This window comes from Streptomyces sp. R11 (genome assembly GCF_041051905.1).
In the GTDB taxonomy this organism is placed as follows: domain Bacteria; phylum Actinomycetota; class Actinomycetes; order Streptomycetales; family Streptomycetaceae; genus Streptomyces.
In genome coordinates this window covers 9,267,924-9,288,689 of sequence record NZ_CP163432.1, presented here as the reverse complement: position 1 = coordinate 9,288,689, position 20,766 = coordinate 9,267,924, and the positions used below count along the sequence as shown (strand labels likewise).

The following is a 20,766-nucleotide window of genomic DNA, read 5'->3' as shown; positions in this document are numbered from 1 at the left end:
GACCCGGGCGTCCTTGAATGAGACAGGCGCAAGCAATCCTCCGCCCCATCCGTCGCACCGCAAGCCTCACCAAGCAGAACCGCCATCACAGACCCACCAGCACCACATCGAGAGGCAGAACGAACTGACTTAAAGCCCAATACTCACGATTAAAACGACCTCTTACTGCTCGTTTCAGAATGGAAGGAGTCACTCGAACGCGGCCACCCCGTCGAACGCCCGGCACCCGTCTCGGCGTGAGCAGCATCAGCCGGTCCGCAGAAGCCGGGAGGATCTCAGGCGCTCGCATGCCCGTATGTGCAGGTGGCCATCGCGGGGGAAGGAGGGCGGTGCCGCGGGCAGGAGGGTGTCGAAGTCGTAGCGGCTCTTCTGTGCAACCCGGCACGATGCCAGGTTGTCCACCTGGTGCAGGAGTTTGAGACGCTCCAGCCCGTCGGCTTCGAAGGTGTCGAAGGCCCAGTTGGTGAGTGCCTCCAGAGCGCGGGAGGCCACTCCCCGCCCGCGTGCGTGCGCCGCGGTCCAGTAGCCCACTTCGGCCGCCGGTTTACCGGAGGCGACTTCCTTGAGGACCACGTTGCCCACCAACTGGTCGCGAACTGAACCGGGTTGTGCCTCAAGGACGGCGAAGCCGAACCGGTCCCCTGCTGCCCAGCCCTGCTGCTGAGCCTGCACCCAGCGTGTCCCGTCGGCATCGTTGTCCATGACAAAGCTCGCCCAGCGGCGCAGTACCGGATCCCGGCTCACCTCGACCAATGCGGCGACGTGCTCCATGCACCAGGGGCGAAGAACGAGTGCGGGAGAGACCGGCGACGCGGCGACCTGAAGTACGACTGGGGCACTCATCAGCTGATCATATGCGGCGGTGTTCTTACCCGACGCGGGCCGCGTCCGTCCCATGCCGCCTTGTGACCACCCCGTCATTGCTGTGTCCGGGCGCGCAGAGCCTGGACGGACCAGTCGAGCACCGGAGCCAGGCTCTCCGGGGCCGGCCAGCTGTTGACCACTGCGAGCAGCTGGAGGTACCGCTCCCGGCGCGGATCGTTCACGCTCTCCAGCCGAGTCGTCAGCCGGCGGCGAAGCGCGACGTCGTCGGGGCGGCCGAGGAGGTGTGCGTAGAACGCAGTGAAGGCCGCGACGATCGGATCAGCCTGGGGCGAGGCCGGGTCGATGCCTGCGGCCAGGGCCGGTCCGGCCTGGTCACGGACGGCTGCGGCGATGTCGCGGCGCGGGACCGTCACCCCGCTTCGGGTCTGCTCGGCCGCCTGGTCCTCGGCCATCCGCCGCACGACGGCGCGGAAACCCGGGTCCAGGGACATCTCGGCCAGCTCCACCCACGCCTGGACCTGCTCTGTCTTCGGGTTGCGGGGCAACTCGGGGGTCATCGAGCGCATGACCCCCGCAAAGGCGGGGGCGGCGTCAAGACCGCCGAAGACGGCGTCGAGGAAATCGCCGATCAGACGTCTGCGTTCGTCCTCGGAAAGCTGGGCCAGCCGGTGCATGAGTTCCGTCTCCTCAGGTGTGGACCCGCGCTCGGCCACCGCCGTCAGCACCGCGCGCCGCAGGCGCAGGACGCGGATCTGCACTGCCAGTGCTTCGGCGTGCGCTGCGGCGACCTCGGGAAGCGAGAGTTCGCGGTCCACGACCTTGCGGATCGTGGGAAGGTCCAGTCCCAGCTCGCGCAGGGTCCGCACGAGGTCCAGGCGTGCGACGGCGTCGATGCTGTAGAGGCGGTAGCCGGCCGGGCTGCGGTCGGTCGGCGCCACGATTCCGCGATCGGAGTAGAACCGAATGGTCTTGACCGTGAGACCGGTCCGTCGAGCGAGTTCGCCGATCGAGTAGAGCGTGTCGCCGTTCATGTCCCCACCTTCGTGTCTCCCCCTACAGGAGACTCAAGTCCCTTCGCCGGCCGGCAGGCAACCACTCCTCATCCACACGTCTGACAATTCCTCTTGCCGGACCAGAGCGGGCGGCTCGCCATCCGTGCGCTGCCCGGGCCGGAACAGGAGTCTGGTCGGTCAGCTGGGCGAGCCGAGTTCTCTGGGGCCGTAGAGGGCCGCGGGCTTTCCCGTGAGCAAGGCCCAGTAGCGGTCCCCGAAGGACCAGTGCCACCATTCCGTGGGGTAGTTCACCAGCCCCGCGGCCGTGAGCACGGTGCCCAGCAGCTTCCGGTTGGCGCGGGCCTCCTCGCTGATGTTCGGGGCGTGGGTGTAGCAGGCGCCGGCGCTCTCCTCCGGGTCCGCGTTCATGCGCGTGCCCAGGTCCAGCTCGTGTCCGTCGGCGTCGGCGAGGGTGAGATCAACGGCCGCGCCCGCGCTGTGCGGCGCGATGTCGGGGGGTGACACGTACCTGCTCGCCGCCGAGTGGATCTCCTCGGAGGACCAGCCGGGGTTGGCGGCGCGCAGCCGGTCGGCGTACTCCTCGAAGTACTCCCGCTGGAGCGAGGGGGGCCGGTAGCCCTCGACGAACAGCAGCCGGATGCCCGCCGGCAGCATCGTCTGAGCCGTGAGCAGCCGTTCCAGAACGCCTTCCCGCAGGTGGGCGAAGGCGTCCGCCGGGTCCTGCTTGCGGGTGTCGACGAGCAATCGGCCGCCGGGGCGGACGCCCACGAGGCGTTCGCCGGACTCGATCACAGGCACGGCGGCGACCCTCGGATCCGACATCAGCACGATCTCGTTCACGGCTGCCGTCCCACGTCCGGCCGGTGCGGCCGGGGGACGCACGCCGAACCACTGCTCGGCGCCGTACTCCTCGAACCGCTCGACCTCGGCGAAGCCCAGTCTCGCCGCGAGGCGCATCGCCCGGTCGTTGGCGCTCTGGGTGGAGAGCACCACGGGTTCGCCGGGCCGCGCGCCAGTGAACCAGTCGAGTACCGCCGCGCACGCCTCGAAGGCGTACCCGCGTCCCCATGCCTTGGGCAGGAACAGGTAACCGAGTTCGGTCTCTCCGCCCTCGGGGCGGACGTGTCCCCGGCGCTCGGCACCGCGGGGATCGAGCGTGATCATGCCGATCATCGTTCCGTCGAGTTCGACCACGAAACAGCCGGGGCGTCGGCCGGGCACTTCGGGCATCCCGCGCTCGAGTTCGTCGCGCGGCCGGGCGCCGCCGATGTAGGTGCCCACCTCGGGCGAGGCGAACAGCTTGACGAAGGCCGCACGGTCCCGGGCCTCAGACGTGCGGAGCACGAGCCGGTCGGTCGGTATCGGGGCCGTCGGCCAGGTTCCAGGTTCGATCATGGCGGGGAACCTACCGCACGCCCTGTGAGAGCGAGCGACGAAGAAGCCCGGCGGCTGCCCGGCGATCTTTCTCCTGCGGTCTGCAACCGGGACCGCTTCGGTACGCGTGTCGATGATCTGAGAAGCGCGCTCGAAGCGGAACCGGCGGGACCGTGAAGCGAGCGCGGGACAGCGAACGGACGGAAGGCGACACGGCGTGGGTCACGACCAGGTTCTCGAAGCGTTTCAGCTGGAATGCGCAGCCCTCGGCGACGCCGTGGCCGGACTGTCCGAGGCCGAGTGGAACCTCCCGACACGCTGCACTCCCTGGACCGTACGCGACCTACTCGGGCACGTATGCGTGGTGATCGACTGGCTTCCGGCCATGCTGGACGCGCCGGAACCCGGCGAGGCGGAGATCTCCGCGGTGGAGTACTACCGCCCGGACGACCGCTTCTCACCCCAGACCAACGCCAAGCGGACCGCCCTGGCCCAGGACCGTGCGGCGAGGCCGGCCGACGGCGCCGCCTTCGCCGAGGACTTCGCCGCGACGTGGCGGCGGGTCGACCGGCTCTGCCAGGACCAACCCGGCGGTCGGACCGTGCGGACACGGCATGGCGACGCCATGCTCCTGTCGGAATTCGTCCTCACCCGCGTCGTGGAAGTCGCCGTCCACGGCCTCGACCTGGCCGACGCACTCGGACGCGAAGCCTGGCTCACCCCGGCGGCCGGTGACGCCGTGGCAGAGCTGCTCCTGGGCGCGGAGCACGCCCCGGCGGCCGACAAACTGGAGTGGAGCCGTTCCCGCTTCCTGCGCAAGGCCACCGGCCGGGAGTCGCTGACCGAGGCGGAGGCCGCACAGGTCGAACGGCTCGGCATCCACTGGCTCGCCCTGGGCTGATCTCCGCGCACAAACCGGTCTAGGTCGGACACCGCGAACGAGGTAGTGGTGGCCGGTCATGTGGCACCAGGCGGGCAGGTCGAGCGGGGCGGCCCGACGGTGCTCGGGGCCGCGCGGTCCATCTACTTGGGCCGGCTCACCCTCGGCTGGCGCTCTACGGGGCGTAACTGATCGTCTCAGGATGAGGTCCGTAGGCGGCGCAGGCATATGAGGCTGCAGGCCAGTTCGAGCAGACCCTGATGGAGATCGGCGCGTCGCTCGTAGCGGGTGCGGAGCCGTAGCTTCATGACCGTATGCGCCACGACCGCCCCGGCCAGGCTCTGCCTCGCCCGCGGTGCGGAGATCCCCGGCAGCTGCGCACGCTCCGCCGCAGGCAGCGCCGCAAGCGTGTCGATACAGCCACGCAGGTCACGGCTCGACAGGTAGCGGGGGACGAACGGCCCCTCACGCCCGGGCGCGGCCCCGCATATACGCCCCAGCTGCTGAAGAGTGCGTGAGGTAGCCACCACCGTACGCGGCCCCTCCCAGCGGATCCGCCCGGCAACATCACGCAGTTGATGGCGCACGTGACGACGCAAAGCCTTCACACTCTCCACGCTCGCCGGGTCCTCCCTGGCCGCGAAGAACTCCCGCGTCAATCGGTTCGCGCCCAGCGGCAGCGACGCCACAAAATCCGGCAGCCGACCGCGCCCGAATGCCACCTCCAACGAACCGCCACCGATGTCGAAAAGCGCGAACGGCCCCGCCTGCCAGCCGATCCACCGCCGCGCCCCGAGAAAGGTCAGCTCGGCCTCCACCTCACCCGGCAGCGTGCAGATCGACACACCCGTCCCGGTACGGACCGCTCGCAGCACCTCCACACGGTTCGGCGCGTTACGCACCACCGCGGTCGCAAAAGCCAGCGGCCCCGCCGCACCCCACCGCTCAGCCGTGCTGGCAGCCGCTGCGACCGCCTCGACCAGGCGCGCCACGGACTCCTCAGAAAAACGGCCCTGTGTGTCGACGTGCTCGGAGAGGCGGAGCTTCCACTTGGCGGTGTGTACGGGAAGCGGCACTCCGCCCTCGGCGTCTGCCACCACCAGCCGGACCGTATTCGATCCCACATCCACCAGGCTCAACCGCATGACTTGCGAGTACCCGCACCAGCGACAGCCAGTCCGTCCCTGCCTCCCTCACCACTGCCGTCCGTCATCGAGGTGCTGCTGGTTGCGGACACAGTCCGCCTGGAGGCGGGATCGTCACCTTGATACCGCCTCTTCGCAGGTAGGCGCGGCCCTCGCGGGATGTCAGAAGCTTGGGATCAGGAGAGGTCTGGAACCGCGCAGCTCAGTAGTGTGAGGTCTCCGTACAGGGCGGCATGCAAGCCCTGGATTCGCTGCCGATGTCGAACAGCGCAACGTAGCCAACGCTCTCATGCGAGTCCGGACGGATCTCGCGGGAGCGCACCAGATGGGCGACGGCGGCACGAAGAGCCTCCATCACCGTCTCGTCGACGACGTACGACGGGCCCGCGGTGAGCGTGTCGACCTTCACCGTCCAAAACTGTGCCTGACATTCCACAGCAACGAACACCGCACCCTGCCGCTTGGCCTGCTGATAGACCGCGGTGTAGGCGTCCAGACCGGTGGCCTCCGGGACCAGATCAGCAGGGCAGGGAGTCGGCAACGTCATACGCGCATCGTGCCAGCCCGGCCGGGCCGGCAGGCACACCGACATCTCCCGGCGGAAGGGACAGCCGTCGCCGACACGACGACCTGCGCTGGATGATCGATGAGACCAGATGTCGGCGGCCATGAAATGCTCCAGGTGCGCGGCCAGTCGAGTCCAGGCTGATGGCCACCGGAAATCCAGGTGGACGGCCTGTTGTTCCTGATCGCTGCCCTATCTGAAGGCGACCCCTCCGTCCGGTTCGCTGGTGTTTGCGAGCATCAGCAACCGGCCGGAGAGGTCCCGTGACGAAGTCTGACAGAGAGATCATGGAAATCTTTGAGGCGTACGACCTGACCGAGACGGTCTGGTCGGCGGCCACCCTGACGGGGCACGACCCGAAGACGGTCAAGCGGTATGTCGAAGCCCGTGCCGACGGGCGCAACCCGTACGAACGCGAGCCGCGGCCGAAGATGATCGATGCGTTCCTGGAGAAGACCGAGGAGTGGGTCGAGCAGTCCAAGGCGACGATCCGCGCCGATGTTGTTCACGAGAAGTTGGTGAAGATGGGCTACCGGGGCAGCCCGCGCTCGACCCGGCGGGCGGTGAACGCGGCGAAGACCGCATGGAAGGCGGGCAAACGGCGGACCTACCGTCCGTGGGCGTGTTGACTGAACTACGGGACGCTCTCGCCTTGTTCTTCGGACAGGTGGGAAGCGGGGTGGTTACCGTCCTCTGCCATGGCTGAAGGTGAGGATGTTCCAAGGGACTTGGGCTCGCTGGTGGTTCCTCGGGTGGGCTCGCTCGTGGAGGCCGGCGATCTATGGGAGCCGTATCGGTTGGTTGATCCAGCGGAGTTCCCGGTGGGTGCGGTGACCGCGTATCTGCACGAGTTGCAGGCGGCGGGGCGGCCCGCGACGACGCAACGCTCCTATGGCATGGACCTGCTGCGGTGGTTCCGCTTCTTGTGGGCGATCGAAATGCCATGGCACGAGGCGACCAGGATCGAGGCCCGCGACTTCTCGCGGTGGATCCAGATCACCGCCAAGCCTCCCCGACGCCGACGTACAGCTCAACGTGCACAACCGGGTACAGACCGGCCCGTGAACCCGATCACCGCGAAGCGACCGATCGGGACGACCTACGCCTCCTCGACGGTCGCGCACAGCGAGACGGTGCTCCGCAGTTTCTACGCCCACCATTTGGAGGCCGGGACCGGCCCTCTGGTGAACCCGTTTCCGCTGGCCAGGGCGCCTCGGGTGAACGCGCACCACCACCCGATGGAGCCGTGGCGCCCGCAGCGGTCGGGGCTGTTCCGGCCGCGGCAGCCTCAGCGGATCCCCCGGCAGATCCCCGATGAGGTCTTCAACGAGTTGTTCGCGAGGCTGTCCTCGGACCGGGACCGGGCCCTGGTCGCCTTCTGGATCTCGACCGGGGCCAGAGCCTCAGAACTGCTCGGCGTCATGTCCTCGGGCACGGAACCGGGGCGGCAGCTCGTCACGGTGGTACGCAAAGGGTCGCGCGCGATGCAGCAGCTGCCAGCCTCGCCGGACGCGTTCGTCTGGCTGCGGCTCTACCAACAGCAGATGCACGGGCTGGTGCCCACTGGCCCGGATGTCCCGCTGTGGTGGACGCTGCGACGGCCGTTTCGTGCGCTCAACTACCATGCCGCGCGGGCGATGTTCGTCCGCGCGAACACCACACTCGGGTCGAACTGGTCGCTGCACGACCTTCGGCACAGTGGGCACGACGTCGGTGGACGCGGCGATGCTGCTGGCGCAGATGGTGGTGCCGACGGCGATGCGGCCGGGCTGGGATGCGGCACTGTCCATGCAGCGGTCGGTCATCCCCTATGAGCGGCTGGTTACGTTGGACGCGCGGCTGGAGCGGGCTGCCGCCCGGCCGGTGATCATGCCGGAGACGGTGGTCGTGGACCAGGGCCGGGTGTATGTGTCGGCGTCGTTCGTCTCGGCGTGCGAGAGCCTGGGGGTGTCGGTGCAGCCGGTGCCGCCGGCGAACGGCCCGGCGAAGGGGAACGTGGAGCGGACCTTCCGCGCGATTGCCGACGGGTTCAGCCAGTACCTGCCGGGCCACACCGGCTCGGACGTCTCCCAGCGGGGCGCGGCCGCGGAGCAGGATGCCTGCTGGAGCCTGACGCAGCTTCAGGAACTGCTGGACGAATGGGTCATCTGCGGGTGGCAGGAGCGCCGACACGAGGCGCTGCGGCACCCGATGATGCCGCGGGTCGCCGTCTGCCCGAACGAGATGTGGGCGGCCTTGGTGGCGTTGACCGGGCATGTACCGGTGCCCTTGTCCGCCGACGATTACGTCGAGCTGCTGCCTCTTCGGTGGCAGGCCGTCAACGACTACGGCGTCCGCTTCGGCTACCGCACCTACGACCACCCCGGCCTGAACCCCTACCGGCGCCGCCGCTCACCGCGGGCGGACAAGAACGGACGGTGGGAGGTCCACCACAACCCCTACGATCCGAACCGGGTGTGGGTGCGCCTGCCCGAGGGATGGCTCGAGGTGCCGTGGGTCCACGCGGGGGCGGTCCGGCGCCCGTTCACCGCGTTCACCTTCGACCACGTCCGCCGCACCGTGGAACGCCGGCATGGCCGTGAAGAGCACGAGGCCGCGATCGCCCAGGCACTCGATGCGCTGCTGCGCCGTGCCAGCCAGGGGCTGGGCAGCAGGCGAGAGCGGACGGTAGCCGCCCGGGCCCAGGCGGCCGCGCAGATGACCGATCCCTCCCCCGCCACCACCCCGCAGCAGTGGCCTGCGCCTCTCGCACCGGGGGCCTCGTTCGGGCTGCCCGGCTCCTTCACCGTCCCGCTTCAGGATGCCGACGGCTGGGACGCCGACGACATCGAGGACGACCCGGACGACGAGGACGACCTTCTCGCCGCCCTCGCCGACGACCAGGACGCCGCGGCAGCCCACGCGGATGAGGCCGAAGCATCCGGGCCGACGGCCGAAACGACCCGGGACCAGGCCGCTGAGCAGACGCTGGACGCCGCCGGGGCGGGCGGCATGCGCATCCACGACCCGTACCAGGAGGCCCAGGCATGGTGACGACAGCGCAGCCCGCCACCGCGCAGCACGGCGTTTTCAGTCCGCTGACCACATGGGACGGGTGGCGACAGTTCGTCGACACACCCCCCGCCCCGGCACTGGACGTTGGCGACCAGGAATGGACGCTGGAGCAACGGGAGGACTACCACGCACGGTTCGTGGTGCTGAAAACCCCCGCCATGGACACCATCTCCACTGCGGTACGCCGCCTGCTGCTCAACCGCGGCCAGCAGGGCGGAGCCAGACGCGGCCTGATCATCTCCGGGCCGGCCACCACCGGGAAGACCACCGCGATGCAGCAGCTCGGGCGCACCGTCGAACTCGCCGACCGGCGCCGCCACCCGAACCAGGACGGGCGTCTGCCGGTCCTGTTCATCACCGTGCCGCCGTCCTCCACCCCGAAGATGCTCATCAGCGAGTTCGCCCGCTTCCTCGGCCTGCCGATGCTGGAGCGGATGAACCAGATCCAGATCACCAACGCCGTGTGCGAGCTGCTGTGCGAGATGGGCACCCAACTGGTCCTGGTCGACGACGTACACCTGATGGACACCCGCAGCCGGGCCGGCGCCGAGACCTCCGACCAGCTGAAGTACCTCGGCGAGCGGATCCCGGCGACCTTCGTCTACTCCGGCATCGACGTCGAATCCTCGCCGCTGCTGACCGGCGTGCGCGGCTCTCAGCTCGCCGGCCGCTTCAAAATCGTGCGCAACCAGCCGCTGCGCTACGGCAGCCCGGCCGACAAGCAGATCTGGCACGACCTCGTGCACGGCATGGACAGCGCCCTGCGGCTACGCCGGCACCGGCCCGGCACGCTGGTCACACACGCCGCCTACCTGCACGCCCGCACCGGCGGTCGCATGGGCAGCCTCTCCCACCTCATCCGCGAAGCCGCCCTCGTGTCCCTGCTGGACGGCACCGAGAAGATCACCAAGAAACTGCTCGAACAGATCGAGCTCGACAGCGCCGCCGAACAGCGGGCCCGGGCACCACAGCGCCACCGGACGCCCTCGCAACGCCAGCCCTGACCGGCGGCGTCTGCCTCAACCGTCCGTCCCGCCCCCCCCGTCTGGCCACTGCCCGGATGCCAGCCCATCCGAACCCTCCAGGAACGACCTCTGCCCCCTCATGCACGACTCTTCTCCACCACAGCCGCAGCCGCCGCGGACAGCAATGGCACGTCCAGGGCCGGTGCGGCTCGCACCGCTGCAGGGCGAGACGAACCTGTCGTACCTGGACCGGCTGGCCGACCGCTACCGGCTCGGCGTCAGAGACCTCATCCCCTCGCTGCTCCAGGTCGGCGGAGGCCTGTTCAAGGGCTACCGGACGGACGGCGAGGTGTACCTCAACGCCGAAGCCCGCGCCCGCATATCGGCGTTCTGCCGCGTGCCTGAGGAGATCCTTCAGCGGGCCCTGCCCGCCTGGACCGCCCAAGAGCCCCTCTCACCGGACGGGGCGGGTGCAGCCGGGCGGTTCCGCTTCGGGGCCGTGGTGCCATCCGCGGGGGAAGGCTGCCGGCTGTGCACGACCGCGCGCACCGGACGGGCCAAGCCCGCCCGGGTGTATCTGCAGCCGCACACCCGGATCTGCCGGCGCCACCGGCGCTGGATGCTCGGCACCCACTGGATCGACGGCGGGCCGGCCGACACCGAACAGGTCGACCTGGCGGAGCTGCCGCAGATGGTCGCGGCGCACCGGCAGCACCGGGACCTGCTGCGCCACCGGCCAGACGCGGCCAAGGCGTCCGAGGTCGCGCATGCCGTGATTGTCTCCTGGTGGGCGCAGCAGTGGCCCGAAGAAGAGCAGTGGCCGCGCCGGGCACTGCGGCTGGCGCCGCCGGGCACCGATCCGGGCTGGTGGCGGCTGCTAACCCGGGACGCGGTCACCTACCCGGAGACCGTCGCCCTCACCTCGGTCCTCACCAACGAACGCACCAGACAGCGGCTGCTCGCCGACACCGGCAGACATCTGCCCCACACGCTTGCCCATACCCCTGCCCTGGTCACCCAGTTGGCGCGGGCCACGAACCGGCCGTGGCTTGCCGAGCGGATCACCTCGACCTCGGCCGGTCCTTTGCTGCTCTGGGTGCAGCACTGTGTACGGGCCGACGCGGACGCAGCTGTCGCCGACCGGCGGTGGACGTTGCACATGGCGCACCGGCCCCGGCCCATCGCCCGCGAACTCACCGCCTACCGCGACGCCGCACAGCAGCCGGAGAAAGCCGCGGTCGGTACGCGGCTGCACCTGGGGCTTCGGCATACCTCGGACCAGGCCTTCACCACCGGCCTGGCACACGCCCGCGCCTACGCCGCCGTCCACGGCCATCTCGCCGCACCGATCCACAGCCGGTTCAACGGCTTTGCCCTGGGCCGGTGGCTGTCGAACCACCGGAAATTCCCCGCGATGCCACCCGAACACGTCGCGGAACTCGAGGCACTGGATCCGTGGTGGCGGCCGCCGTGGACGGTGATGTGGCAGCGCTTCTATTACCAGGCCCGCGACCACACACGCGCCCGCGGAGCCCTGCGGCCCGAACACGGCTTCCCCACCACCGGCTTCGGCCTGGGCGAATGGCTCTACAGCCAGTGCACCGGCTACGACAGCCTGCACCCCGGCCAGCAGCGCCTCCTGGCCGACATCGGCCTCACCCACGAAGCCGTACAGGCGGCCCGGCCCCGCCGCAAGCACATGGCCACCCACTTCCAGCGCGTCCTCGCCTGCGCCCGCGCCTTCGCCGACACCCACGGCACGCTGGTGACCGCGCCCACCAGCTACGTCACGGCACCCCCTCCCCCCGCGCGCTGGCACTGTCGGCGATCGACCCCTGGTGGAACCCGCCCTGGACGCTGGAATGGCAGCGCTCCTGGCACCAGGCACGCACCCACGTCGACGGCGGTCACGTCCTGGATACCGCGGCCGGGTTCCCCGGCACCACCAGCGCACTCGCCACGTGGCTGACCACCCAGTGCGCCCAGTACGACACCCTCCAACCCGACCAACACGACCTGCTGGCCCGCATCGGAATCACCGCAGCCCAGGCCCAAAGTGCCGCCGCCCGGCCCGCCGAAAACGAGGCCGACTTCGCCACCGCCCTGGGCTACGCACGCTCCTACCACGCCGTCCACGGCACCCTCGCCGCCGCAGTCGACACCGTCCACGACGGCTTCCAGCTCGGGCGGTGGCTGCGCCGGCAACGCCAGCACGCCCGCGACCACGCCGACCGCGGCACACCTCCATCCGCCCAGACGAAGGCCCTGTCGGCGGTCGATCCCTGGTGGTGCCCGCCCTGGGGCCTGGCGTGGCAGCGCGCCTGGCAGCAGATCCACGGCCAGGTCAAGGCCGGCCACCGGCTCGACGCCGAACGTCACTTCCGCAGCTTCGCCCCCGCCCAGCGCACCTGGCTACGCCTGCAGCGCACCCACTACGACGACCTCCACCCCGATCAGCAGCGCCTCCTGGGCGACATCGGTCTCACCCGCGACAGCGCCCGCACCCGGCCCCTCACCCCCTACGCAGAAACCGCCCTCGCCCTCGCCCACGCCCGCGCCTACGCCGACACACACCACACCCTGGCCGTGGCCTACTCCACCGTCCACGACGGCTTTCCCCTCGGCCGCTGGCTCAACGACCAACGCCAACAGGCCCGACGCGAGACCACCCCCAGCGCCCGCCACCAGGCCCTGACCGCGATCGACCCGTGGTGGAACCCGCCCTGGGACCTGGCCTGGCAGCGCGCCTGCACCCGCGCCCGCACCACACAAACCCGCCCCCACGGTGTCCCGGCCGACGTACGAACCTGGATCAGAGCACAACACGCCGCCTGGCCCCATCTACGCCCCCAACAGCAAAAACTCCTGGCCGACCTGGACATCACCCCCGAAGCCGCCGCCCGCCGCCGGACCAGCCGCGTCTACCCCGTAAGCCCAGGCCTCGCCCACGCCCGCGACTACGCCGCCCTGAACGGTCACCTCTCCTGCAGCAAGGACACCCGCCACGACGGTTTCGCCCTGGGCGACTGGCTCGTACAAACACGCCGCAGAGCCCGACAAGGCCGCCTCTCCCCCACCACCAGCCAGGCACTCGACACCCTCGACCCCTGGTGGAACCCACCCTGGCCCAGCATCTGGCAACGCACCTACCAGCAAGCGAAGTTGAACCACCACACCGGCCAGGCCTACTCCCCCACCCTCCAGCGATGGACCGAGAGGCAACGCACCCGATGGACCACCCTCCACCCCGACCAGCAGGAGCTTCTCTCCGCCATCGGCATCCAGCCGAACACCTGACCTCCTCCACCAATCTGCAGCGAGGCAACAACGCAGTCAGGCACGCTATGCCGATGAGCGACGCGCGCTTCTTCAACGACGAACCGTTCCTCGACGACGAGGGGTCCGACCTGCTGGGGCGTGAACAGTACGCGCGGCACGCGGTGGAGTTGCTGGGGCGCGTCCGGGCTCAGACCGAAACCGGCGTCCTGGCTTTGATCGGTTCCTGGGGCTCTGGAAAGTCGACGGTCCTGGGCAAAGTGATACGCCTCCTGCAGCGACAGGACGGCAGCAAGGACTGGCTGATCGCGGAGCTCAACCCATGGCTGTACTCCGATCTGGAATCGCTGACCGCAGCGCTGTTCAGCGAGATCCGCGCCGCCCTGCCCAAGGAAGAACGCTGGTCGGAAGCCCGCCAGAAGATCGGAGGCTTCGGACAAGCCATCAGCCCCCTGGGCAAGCTCACCGCGCTGGCCGGCCTGGACTCGGAAGGCTTGATCCAGGCGTTCAGCGACCGCATCACCGGCGACACCAGCGCCTCGGCCGCCAAACGAAAAGCGGAAGACGCCCTGCGGCAGGTGGGGCAACCCGTCCTGGTCGTCATGGACGACCTGGACCGCCTCACCCCCGACGAACTGCTCCTTGTCTTCAAGCTGGTGCGCCTGGTGGGCCATCTACCGAACGTCTACTACCTGATCAGTTTCGACGAGCAGACGCTGCTGGACGTCTTGCAGCGCAGCGACCTCGTAGGAAACAGCGAGGGCAGAGCCCGCGAGTTCCTGGAAAAGATCATCCAGGTGCGGCTCGACCTTCCCGCGTTCCGCGAACGCGACGCCGCCGCCATGAGTATCCGCGCCCTCAACGCCCTGCTGGACTCCCACGGCCTGTCCATGACGCCAAGCGAGGAACGACGCTTCTCCGAAGCCTACTTCCGGCACCTGCAAGACAGGCTGCAGACGCCACGGGCCGTCAAACGCTACTTCGGGCAGGCCGACGCCACTCTCAGCTCCCTCACCGGAAACGTGGACCTGGTCGACTTCCTCATCGTCACCTTCCTGCGCACCAACGAGCCCGGCGTCTACCGACTCCTGGGACGGCACCGCGCCGAGCTGACCGGCACCAGAATCGACCCAGCACAGCGACACAGCACGCAGCAGCCCGGCGAGCGAGCCGAACGCTGGCGCCGCCGCCTGCGCGAAGCCGGCGTGGCCGATGAACACATCGAAGGCGTGCTCAACCTGCTGGCCCTGCTGTTCCCAACAGTCCAGCAAGACCTCGGCAACGGCAGCGACACGAAAGCCGCCGCTCAACGCCGCGGGATCGGCAGCACCGACTACTTCGACCGGTACATGGTCTTCGGCATTCCCGATGACGACCTTCCCGAAGCCGCCTTCGACCAAGCCCTGGCCCAGCTGACCGCCGACGCCCCTGGAGAGGAAGCAGCCGAACTGCTGCTCCGCCTCCGTGACGACACCCACCGCATCACCCGCCGAATCGAGCAGCGCCGCAGTGCAGGCATCCGTCTCCCCGCCGCTGCGCTACTCAAGGCCATGGCTGACAGCTACGGGCAGCTGACCGCCGAGCCGGAAATGATGGGCCTGGTCAACAGTGGGATGAGCCTGCAGTTCCTGGCCCGGGACCTCCTCACCGACCTCCCACCGGAACGAAGAGCCCCAGTACTGGCCGCCATGGCCACCACCCCCGACGGAACGGTCCTGGCCACTCGGACATTGCACCGCACCACCAATGCAGACAACAACCACTCCGAGGAAGTACAGACCACCGAAGACTGGTCTCTTCAGGCTCGCAACGCCGTAACCGAGCGGATCGCCCAGCACCTCGCGCCCACCACTGGCAAACCTGCCGAGGAACTCACCGAGTCCGACACCGATCTGATCTGGATGTGGCGCCACACCCACCCCTATAGCCTGCGCCCCTGGCTACGCCAACGCATCGACAGCGGATGGGAACCCCTCCCCCTCCTGGGCAAACTCCTCCACCCCACGTCACGCCCGCACCATCTGATCGATGAGAGTGTCCTGGCCGGCCTCGACGCGATGTTCGGGCTCGACGACCTCTACACGCGCCTGGATCCCCTCCTCCAGGCCGAGACCGACAACAGCCCCGCTGACGAACACCACGCCAACATCCTCCAAGCACTCCGCGAGCACCGCCCCAGCCAACCCTCACCCCACAACGGCACCACCACCTGACCGCCCCGAAAGAGGGCCTGCCCTCCTTCTTCAAGTAGCGGCCCAATCCATCTGCATGCCACCCAGGCAAACTGCACAACCCCCAGGCCAGCAACCAACAGAACCCCCGCCAGGCCACCCTCAATAGCACTATCAGCACCAAAATACGAACCACTACAACTGAGAAAGCCCAGCTCAGAGGACACACAACACGCATAAAAAACGACCCGCGACACTCCGCGACCGCCGACCCGACCCACACCAAGCCACCCCCGACACCCCATAGGAACAGCCACCCCCACGACAGCCAACCCACCCCACACAAGTCAGAAAACAGCAGCCGCTTGGTCACCCCGTGACAGCAAACCCACCCCCACACGAACCCCCGGACCAGGCACTCAGCACCCCCACCCTGCTGACACCCACCCAACGCCACCAACACGCCCACTCACACCCGCCCGCGGCCGTTTGACGGGGAGACAACTGGCCACGGGATCGGTGACGGTCAGTGACTTGGTGTGCGCTCGTCATCCATCAGGTGCCTCTTCACGCGGAATGGGCTGCCATTGTGTGACGGGACGATGGCCACCTCATCGCGGAACGGGTATCGAGTACAGGAGCTGAAGCCGAGCGTCCAGTGGCTGGAGAATACATATAGCTGTCGCAGCCGTGGTTCTGCATGAGCCGCTTCCACGAGTTCGCCGAACCCTGTGAAATCCGGTTCCTCGGCCGCCTGCTCCTGCATTGTGCGCCACTGCAGCTCCACCACCGCGGCCGGCCCGCGTTCGTGAGCTTCGGCGCGCTTGCTGGAGCGCAGAAACGACAGCTCCGCCCGCAGCTCCCGCAGGCTCCTGCCCTGCCCCCATGCCGCTCCGGCCCTGACGACATCCGCCAGGTCGGGCGTGGCTCCGGTGATGAGTTCGACTCCGTGAGCCTTTTCCAACCTGCGGCTGAAGCACGGCAGTTGGGCTGACAACATGGTGAAGCCCCTGGTAGATGGGTTTTCGACCAAGAGAACCGTCTCCACCAGAGGCTTCACGTGCTTGTCTACCCGTCGGGCATCGACGTGTCCAGCTCTGCCCTGCGTTTGCTCACCCAGCTGTTGCGGCGACGCCGCCGCGAGATCGGCTCCCGTTGGCGGCGTCTGAGCGTCGGCCGCCAAGCCCTGCTCACCCTCGCCCACCTGCGGATGGGTCACACATATGCCCAACTCGCAGCAGGGTTCGGCGTGGGCACCACGACGGCCTACCGCTACGTCACCGAGGCCGTCGAACTCCTGGCCGCCCTCGCTCCCAGCCTGGCCGACGCGGTACGGACCGCGTCGGCGAAGGCATTCGTCATCCTGGACGGCACGCTCCTGCCCATCGACCGCATCGCCGCGGACCGACCGTTCTACTCCGGCAAGCACAAGAAGCACGGAATGAACGTGCAGGTCGTCGCAGACCCTTTCGGTCGGCTGCTGTGGGCCTCACCCGCACTGCCCGGCGCCGTCCACGATGTCCGCGCGGCCCGTGAACACGGCATCATCGACGCCCTCGCCGAGGTCGGCATCAAGTGTTGGGCCGACAAGGGCTACCGGGGCGCCGGCGGCACGGTCCGTGTCCCGTGCTGGGGCCGGTGGGAGACCCTTTCCACAGGCCAGAAGGCGGTGAACCGGTCCCACGCCACAATCCGAGCACTCGTCGAGCAGGCCATCGCCACCCTCAAGGCCTGGAGGCTCCTTCGCAAACTGCGGTGTTCGACCACCCGCATCACCAAACTCGTCCAGGCAGTCCTCACCCTTCATCTGACCAGCTCAGAGTGAGGATGGAAAAGGCTCCGTGACTCCAGCCGGAGACACCGAACCAGCGGTTCCCCGCCCCGATGTGAACGGATAGCGGCTTGCGCTCAGGGACCGACGAGGCGATGCCAGCCGAAACGAGTGGGCCCCAATCGCCGGGTACCACTGTGAGATCGGCACCGAGTTCGGCCGCCAGCTGTTCCAGCGCTGCGGCCAGGCTGCCCGCAGCAGCCAGATCGGGGTAAAGGTCAGAGTCCACCTTCATAGTCTGCCGTCGCGACGCCACCAAGAGAACGGCGATCAGACGTCGCAGCGAGGCCGTGGGCGCGTGACTCCGACTGTCCGTAGCTCACGGCCTGGGGAGCCATTGACATCACACTCAGTCAGCCCTCCACGAAAAGTGAGCCAGAACCAAAACTCGTGACCATCACCCGACCGTGGATCTGGGCGCCTCCCAAACTCATGAACAACTGCCTTCACGACTCGTGAATAAAGCCACGTGGTTGGGGTCATGGGTGAGAGTGAGCTGAACGGCTTCCGGTTCGGTGGTCTTGTACGGGATGGCGGCCGCCGCCGGAGCTTAGGCTTTGTCACCGCAGTTGGCGACCTTCTTTTGGAGCGACTCAGCGATCCGGACTTGCTGTCCTGTCTTGCTTGCAGGAACCAAGTCGCCCTCCAGGGGGTTGAGGCTGTCTTCGGTGCGTAGCCAGTGCCTCCCGTCCCGATCGCCGAAATGCAGGCCACGGACCTCCCAGCGCAGCCCCTGTAGTTCCCAGAACCCGCTTGGGCCCTGGATCAGCAGGTCTTCCTGCGCCAGGACGACTTCAGTACATGGCGGCAGACTCATCGGCTGCACCATCACGTCGTACGAACCGTTCTCGTCCTGGTACCAGACGCGGAAGCGGAACGTCACTAGCGGAACGGGATCAGGAGACCGGTTCAACAGATAGACGTGCATCGGCGATGGGGATCTATCTATCCAGAAGGACACTCGGAGCGCCTGCTCCCGAGCGTCATACTCGTTGTTCTCGCGAGACTGTTGTAGTTGGTCCCTGGATACCAGCGCACTGTAGTAGGTCGCGATGCCAGTGAACAGCAGGGTGCCGATGCCGGCGACCACCGCAATGACCGTGCCGAGCTGTCCCCAGTCGATCCGCCTCACTGGTGCGCTCGCGCGGGTCCGGGCTCTGACGCGATCCGGGCTGGGCCTCTCACGCGCGAGCCTCAAGCGTGCATGGTGCCGTGGGTTTCGTGTCACTCGTCCCTCCGGTCACACCGGGCTGCTCCCGGGTTTCCGCACCCCAGGCGGCGCCGCCATCCGCTAGCCGTCTACGCCAGTTGCGGCATGCCCCGGTATGCCCCTCATGATCTGATACCGCCAACTACCCAACTACGCTGCCTTGAGACCATTTCGACGGGCGGATGCGTCGGCGCACAGGGGCTCAACCGGTGCTGGGCGAAAGCCCAAGACCGAAGGCTTCGGCAACACCGAAAGCATCGGCTTCGCGAAACTTCCATGCTGGCCATGCCCGCCCCACCCGTCGGGCAAGCCCGCCCCCCTGCTGTCGCATGCGCTCGCCGATCGGCGAGCAGCTGCTGGAAAGCGAGCGCAGTAGCGTCGTCGGCGGCCGCGACATCAACGATGGCCAGGCCTCGCCCGAACTTCTCGCGGACGCCGGCCGCCACGGACGACTTGCCCGAGGCGCTGTTGCCGCGCCGTACGACCAGTCGGGTCTCTTTGGTTCCACCATCACGCGGGTCACGTTAACGACGGGCCGCGACACCCTTGGGGGGCGTTCGCGGAGATCACCGACGTCGACGTCGGCACCGGATCGGTGGCTTCGCTGGGGTACGCGGTCGCGGGTTCACCGGCTGCAGGCGCGGGTTCCCGGCTGCCGAGACAAGGTCCGTGCCGCCTTTGGGCGGAGTGCAGGGCTCATGCCTGGCCGCGGTGGGGGTGTGGGCGGGCGCCCGCCCCTGTCTGCTCTGGAAGAGCGGCCCCGCCGTCGCCCAGGTGTGCGTCCACTCAGCGGATGCACCAGCGTCCCGGCCGATCGGCTGGCCGGGGCGCTGCTTACGCGGTTCCTGGAGCTCATGCTTGAAGGGCTCCGGTGGTCCGGATCGTGGTCAGGCGACAGCTCTCAGGTGTCGTACGACGAGCAGGGCTTGGGCTGTGCGCCACTCAGAGCCGCCGCGGCTGCCGCTGAAGACGCGGGCTGCGGCTGCGAACCACGGCTCGAGTTCTTCGGGGGTCTGGACGTAGCAGGCCTTCAGGAAGGCCTTTGCCTGGGCGGGTGTGACGGGCAGGACCCTGCCGTTGATGATGCGGTAGGCGGTCGTCTTCGGGAGCAGGCCGGGGCCGGCCATGTCTGACATCTCTCCGGCGGTAGGGCAGCCGGCCCAGACGTGCTGGTCCCGGAGGGCGCGGCTGAAGTCCGACCGGTGGGCGATGAGGCCTGGATCCGGTGCTTTGTGGAGGTAGTAGGGCGCCCTGGTGGCCCGGCGCGCTTCGATCCATAGCTTGCGGGCGTGGTCGACCGCGTCACCGATACTGCCGGTGAACTCTTCCTCCTCGGTCATGGTGAGCTTGACGTAGGCCTCGACGGTCTCCCACGCGGGGTCGGTCGCGCCGGAGGCGGCGCGCTCGAAGGTCGTCTTGGACGGCATCCCGTGGGCGAGCCTGGTCATGTCTCGGTACGTCAGGCTCGCTGACTTCCTGCGTGCGCGCAGGAAGTCAGCGAGCTCGGCACGGGCTTTGACGGTGCGGTCCACGGGCGCTTCAGGGCGGGCCATGGTGATCACCTAGTTGCCCGAGCTGAGGTACGCGCGTGCGATGCGGCCGATGCGGCCGACGCGCCGGCTGCCGGTGACGACCGCGAGCACGATGGCGGCGCCGGTGCCGCCGGCGCCGGCGATGAGGAGCAGGACGTCTGCGACGGTCATGTCGCGCGGGGCGAGGATCGCCGCGGTGACGATGCAGGTCGCGATCATGAGGGCGTGCGGCATGCCGAAGCGGCCGTACGCGTGCGCGGGGGCGTTGTCGGTGCTGGATGCCGCAGGATCGGCGGCTGCTGCCGCTGGTACGGCAGCGTTGGGCTCGATGCCCATGGGGTCTCCCTCATCACCGTCCGGCGATCAGGTGACCGCCGGACGGTGCTACTCGGCTCCAACCGTTGACTTCGTCCTCCCGTGTGCACAGTGGGAGTTGGCGCTCCCGTACGCGAGTGGACACGGTCACGATCTCAGGCGCTATGGCACAACTCCTAGCCCGCTGATGAGTTGGTGCGCCGATGTGCCAAATACACCTCGCGGTACGAACGCGCCGGTGGAGGCGGAGGTTGAACCCTTGTGAAAGCTGGCGCGAAAAACGATCACTGCTGGTGAGGGCCTCGCAGCAGGCACTACCACGAGGCGTGACAGCGAATGACCCGAGGGACCACAATCCGATACGGGCATTTCAGGCAAATATCCGTATGCGGCTCATCTCCGTGCTGAGCGGCGAGCTGGGATGGTTCAATTTCGTGCCGCCTGAGATCCATGCCGATCAAGCTCGGGCGGCCAGACTCTTCACCACGAGCCGCGTTCTACGCCCAGTAGACCGTGGCCGCCCTGATTGCTACTGGCTCCAACCGGCGCGCACCAGGGGGAGGGATGTTGGCGCATCTCTCCACGTGAAGCCGATTGCCATGCCCCCCTG

19 protein-coding genes and 1 pseudogene are annotated in these 20,766 nt (G+C 68.4%); 9 read left to right on the top strand and 11 right to left on the bottom strand.

The window, feature by feature from the left end:
* Positions 1-246: 246 nt before the first annotated feature.
* The 4 genes and pseudogenes from AB5J55_RS42990 to AB5J55_RS42975 form a co-directional block, all read right to left on the bottom strand.
* Positions 247-843, bottom strand: coding sequence for a GNAT family N-acetyltransferase (locus AB5J55_RS42990; RefSeq protein WP_338778244.1), 597 nt, complete (start codon positions 841-843; stop codon positions 247-249).
* 74 nt (positions 844-917) lie between these two features.
* The gene (locus AB5J55_RS42985) at positions 918-1,856 is read right to left on the bottom strand and encodes a MerR family transcriptional regulator (protein ID WP_369275815.1); all 939 of its coding nucleotides are present in this window, start codon (positions 1,854-1,856) and stop codon (positions 918-920) included.
* Between the two features lie 159 nt (positions 1,857-2,015).
* Positions 2,016-2,678, bottom strand: coding sequence for a M15 family metallopeptidase (locus AB5J55_RS42980; protein WP_338785322.1), 663 nt, complete (start codon positions 2,676-2,678; stop codon positions 2,016-2,018).
* A 15-nt stretch (positions 2,679-2,693) separates the two neighbouring features.
* Positions 2,694-3,233, bottom strand: a pseudogene (locus tag AB5J55_RS42975) (GNAT family N-acetyltransferase); the annotation flags it as partial.
* Between the two features lie 196 nt (positions 3,234-3,429).
* Here AB5J55_RS42975 and AB5J55_RS42970 point away from each other — a divergent pair.
* Positions 3,430-4,113, top strand: coding sequence for a maleylpyruvate isomerase family mycothiol-dependent enzyme (locus AB5J55_RS42970; protein ID WP_338778241.1), 684 nt, complete (start codon positions 3,430-3,432; stop codon positions 4,111-4,113).
* Positions 4,114-4,289: 176 nt separating this feature from the next.
* On the opposite strand, the gene AB5J55_RS42965 is transcribed toward AB5J55_RS42970, so the two are convergent.
* A complete protein-coding gene (locus tag AB5J55_RS42965; RefSeq protein WP_369275814.1) occupies positions 4,290-5,237 on the bottom strand; it encodes a Ppx/GppA family phosphatase in 948 nt (315 codons plus the stop codon).
* Between the two features lie 202 nt (positions 5,238-5,439).
* Complete coding sequence (locus tag AB5J55_RS42960) at positions 5,440-5,907, bottom strand: hypothetical protein (protein ID WP_369275813.1); 468 nt, start codon at positions 5,905-5,907, stop codon at positions 5,440-5,442.
* A 182-nt stretch (positions 5,908-6,089) separates the two neighbouring features.
* Between AB5J55_RS42960 and AB5J55_RS42955 the strand changes: the two genes are divergently transcribed.
* The 7 genes from AB5J55_RS42955 (at position 6,090) to AB5J55_RS42925 (ending at position 15,310) form a co-directional block, all read left to right on the top strand.
* Positions 6,090-6,431, top strand: coding sequence for a hypothetical protein (locus AB5J55_RS42955; RefSeq protein WP_369275812.1), 342 nt, complete (start codon positions 6,090-6,092; stop codon positions 6,429-6,431).
* Between the two features lie 69 nt (positions 6,432-6,500).
* Positions 6,501-7,616 carry an integrase gene (locus AB5J55_RS42950; protein ID WP_369275811.1) on the top strand — a complete coding sequence of 372 codons (1,116 nt, stop codon included), beginning with the start codon at positions 6,501-6,503 and terminating at the stop codon, positions 7,614-7,616.
* Entirely contained in the window at positions 7,501-8,835 is a 1,335-nt protein-coding gene (locus AB5J55_RS42945; RefSeq protein ID WP_369275810.1) for a transposase family protein, read from the top strand. Before AB5J55_RS42950 ends, AB5J55_RS42945 begins: the two co-directional genes overlap by 116 nt.
* The gene (locus tag AB5J55_RS42940; protein WP_369275809.1) at positions 8,829-9,860 is read left to right on the top strand and encodes a TniB family NTP-binding protein; all 1,032 of its coding nucleotides are present in this window, start codon (positions 8,829-8,831) and stop codon (positions 9,858-9,860) included. Before AB5J55_RS42945 ends, AB5J55_RS42940 begins: the two co-directional genes overlap by 7 nt.
* Before the next feature lie 145 nt (positions 9,861-10,005).
* Complete coding sequence (locus AB5J55_RS42935) at positions 10,006-11,790, top strand: Helicase associated domain protein (protein WP_369275808.1); 1,785 nt, start codon at positions 10,006-10,008, stop codon at positions 11,788-11,790.
* Positions 11,679-13,118: a helicase associated domain-containing protein gene (locus AB5J55_RS42930; RefSeq protein WP_369276472.1), complete on the top strand. Its 1,440-nt coding sequence runs from the start codon at positions 11,679-11,681 to the stop codon at positions 13,116-13,118. The genes AB5J55_RS42935 and AB5J55_RS42930 overlap by 112 nt, the downstream gene beginning before the upstream one ends.
* Positions 13,119-13,171: 53 nt before the next feature.
* Positions 13,172-15,310: a P-loop NTPase fold protein gene (locus tag AB5J55_RS42925; protein WP_369275807.1), complete on the top strand. Its 2,139-nt coding sequence runs from the start codon at positions 13,172-13,174 to the stop codon at positions 15,308-15,310.
* Between the two features lie 484 nt (positions 15,311-15,794).
* Here the strand turns inward: AB5J55_RS42925 and AB5J55_RS42920 are convergent, their stop codons facing one another.
* A complete protein-coding gene (locus AB5J55_RS42920; RefSeq protein ID WP_369275806.1) occupies positions 15,795-16,316 on the bottom strand; it encodes a DUF6193 family natural product biosynthesis protein in 522 nt (173 codons plus the stop codon).
* Between the two features lie 12 nt (positions 16,317-16,328).
* On the opposite strand from AB5J55_RS42920, the gene AB5J55_RS42915 reads away from it, so the two are divergent.
* Positions 16,329-17,093, top strand: coding sequence for an IS5 family transposase (locus tag AB5J55_RS42915; RefSeq protein WP_369275805.1), 765 nt, complete (start codon positions 16,329-16,331; stop codon positions 17,091-17,093).
* A gap of 556 nt (positions 17,094-17,649) precedes the next feature.
* Here AB5J55_RS42915 and AB5J55_RS42910 read toward each other — a convergent pair.
* The 4 genes from AB5J55_RS42910 to AB5J55_RS42895 form a co-directional block, all read right to left on the bottom strand.
* Positions 17,650-18,231, bottom strand: coding sequence for a hypothetical protein (locus AB5J55_RS42910; RefSeq protein ID WP_369275804.1), 582 nt, complete (start codon positions 18,229-18,231; stop codon positions 17,650-17,652).
* Between the two features lie 200 nt (positions 18,232-18,431).
* Entirely contained in the window at positions 18,432-18,797 is a 366-nt protein-coding gene (locus tag AB5J55_RS42905) for a DUF6207 family protein (RefSeq protein ID WP_369276471.1), read from the bottom strand.
* Between the two features lie 399 nt (positions 18,798-19,196).
* Positions 19,197-19,862, bottom strand: coding sequence for a hypothetical protein (locus tag AB5J55_RS42900; protein WP_369275803.1), 666 nt, complete (start codon positions 19,860-19,862; stop codon positions 19,197-19,199).
* A 9-nt stretch (positions 19,863-19,871) separates the two neighbouring features.
* Entirely contained in the window at positions 19,872-20,177 is a 306-nt protein-coding gene (locus tag AB5J55_RS42895; protein WP_369275802.1) for a hypothetical protein, read from the bottom strand.
* Positions 20,178-20,766: the final 589 nt, after the last annotated feature.

Bases quoted from the DNA above. Each gene is read 5' to 3' on its own strand.
- AB5J55_RS42990 (WP_338778244.1), bottom strand. From the start codon at position 843: ATGAGTGCCCCAGTCGTACTTCAGGTCGCCGCGTCGCCGGTCTCTCCC.
- AB5J55_RS42985 (WP_369275815.1), bottom strand. From the start codon at position 1,856: ATGAACGGCGACACGCTCTACTCGATCGGCGAACTCGCTCGACGGACC.
- AB5J55_RS42965 (WP_369275814.1), bottom strand. From the start codon at position 5,237: ATGCGGTTGAGCCTGGTGGATGTGGGATCGAATACGGTCCGGCTGGTG.
- AB5J55_RS42960 (WP_369275813.1), bottom strand. From the start codon at position 5,907: ATGGCCGCCGACATCTGGTCTCATCGATCATCCAGCGCAGGTCGTCGT.
- AB5J55_RS42955 (WP_369275812.1), top strand. From the start codon at position 6,090: ATGGAAATCTTTGAGGCGTACGACCTGACCGAGACGGTCTGGTCGGCG.
- AB5J55_RS42950 (WP_369275811.1), top strand. From the start codon at position 6,501: ATGGCTGAAGGTGAGGATGTTCCAAGGGACTTGGGCTCGCTGGTGGTT.
- AB5J55_RS42940 (WP_369275809.1), top strand. From the start codon at position 8,829: ATGGTGACGACAGCGCAGCCCGCCACCGCGCAGCACGGCGTTTTCAGT.
- AB5J55_RS42935 (WP_369275808.1), top strand. From the start codon at position 10,006: ATGGCACGTCCAGGGCCGGTGCGGCTCGCACCGCTGCAGGGCGAGACG.
- AB5J55_RS42925 (WP_369275807.1), top strand. From the start codon at position 13,172: ATGAGCGACGCGCGCTTCTTCAACGACGAACCGTTCCTCGACGACGAG.
- AB5J55_RS42900 (WP_369275803.1), bottom strand. From the start codon at position 19,862: ATGGCCCGCCCTGAAGCGCCCGTGGACCGCACCGTCAAAGCCCGTGCC.
- AB5J55_RS42895 (WP_369275802.1), bottom strand. From the start codon at position 20,177: ATGGGCATCGAGCCCAACGCTGCCGTACCAGCGGCAGCAGCCGCCGAT.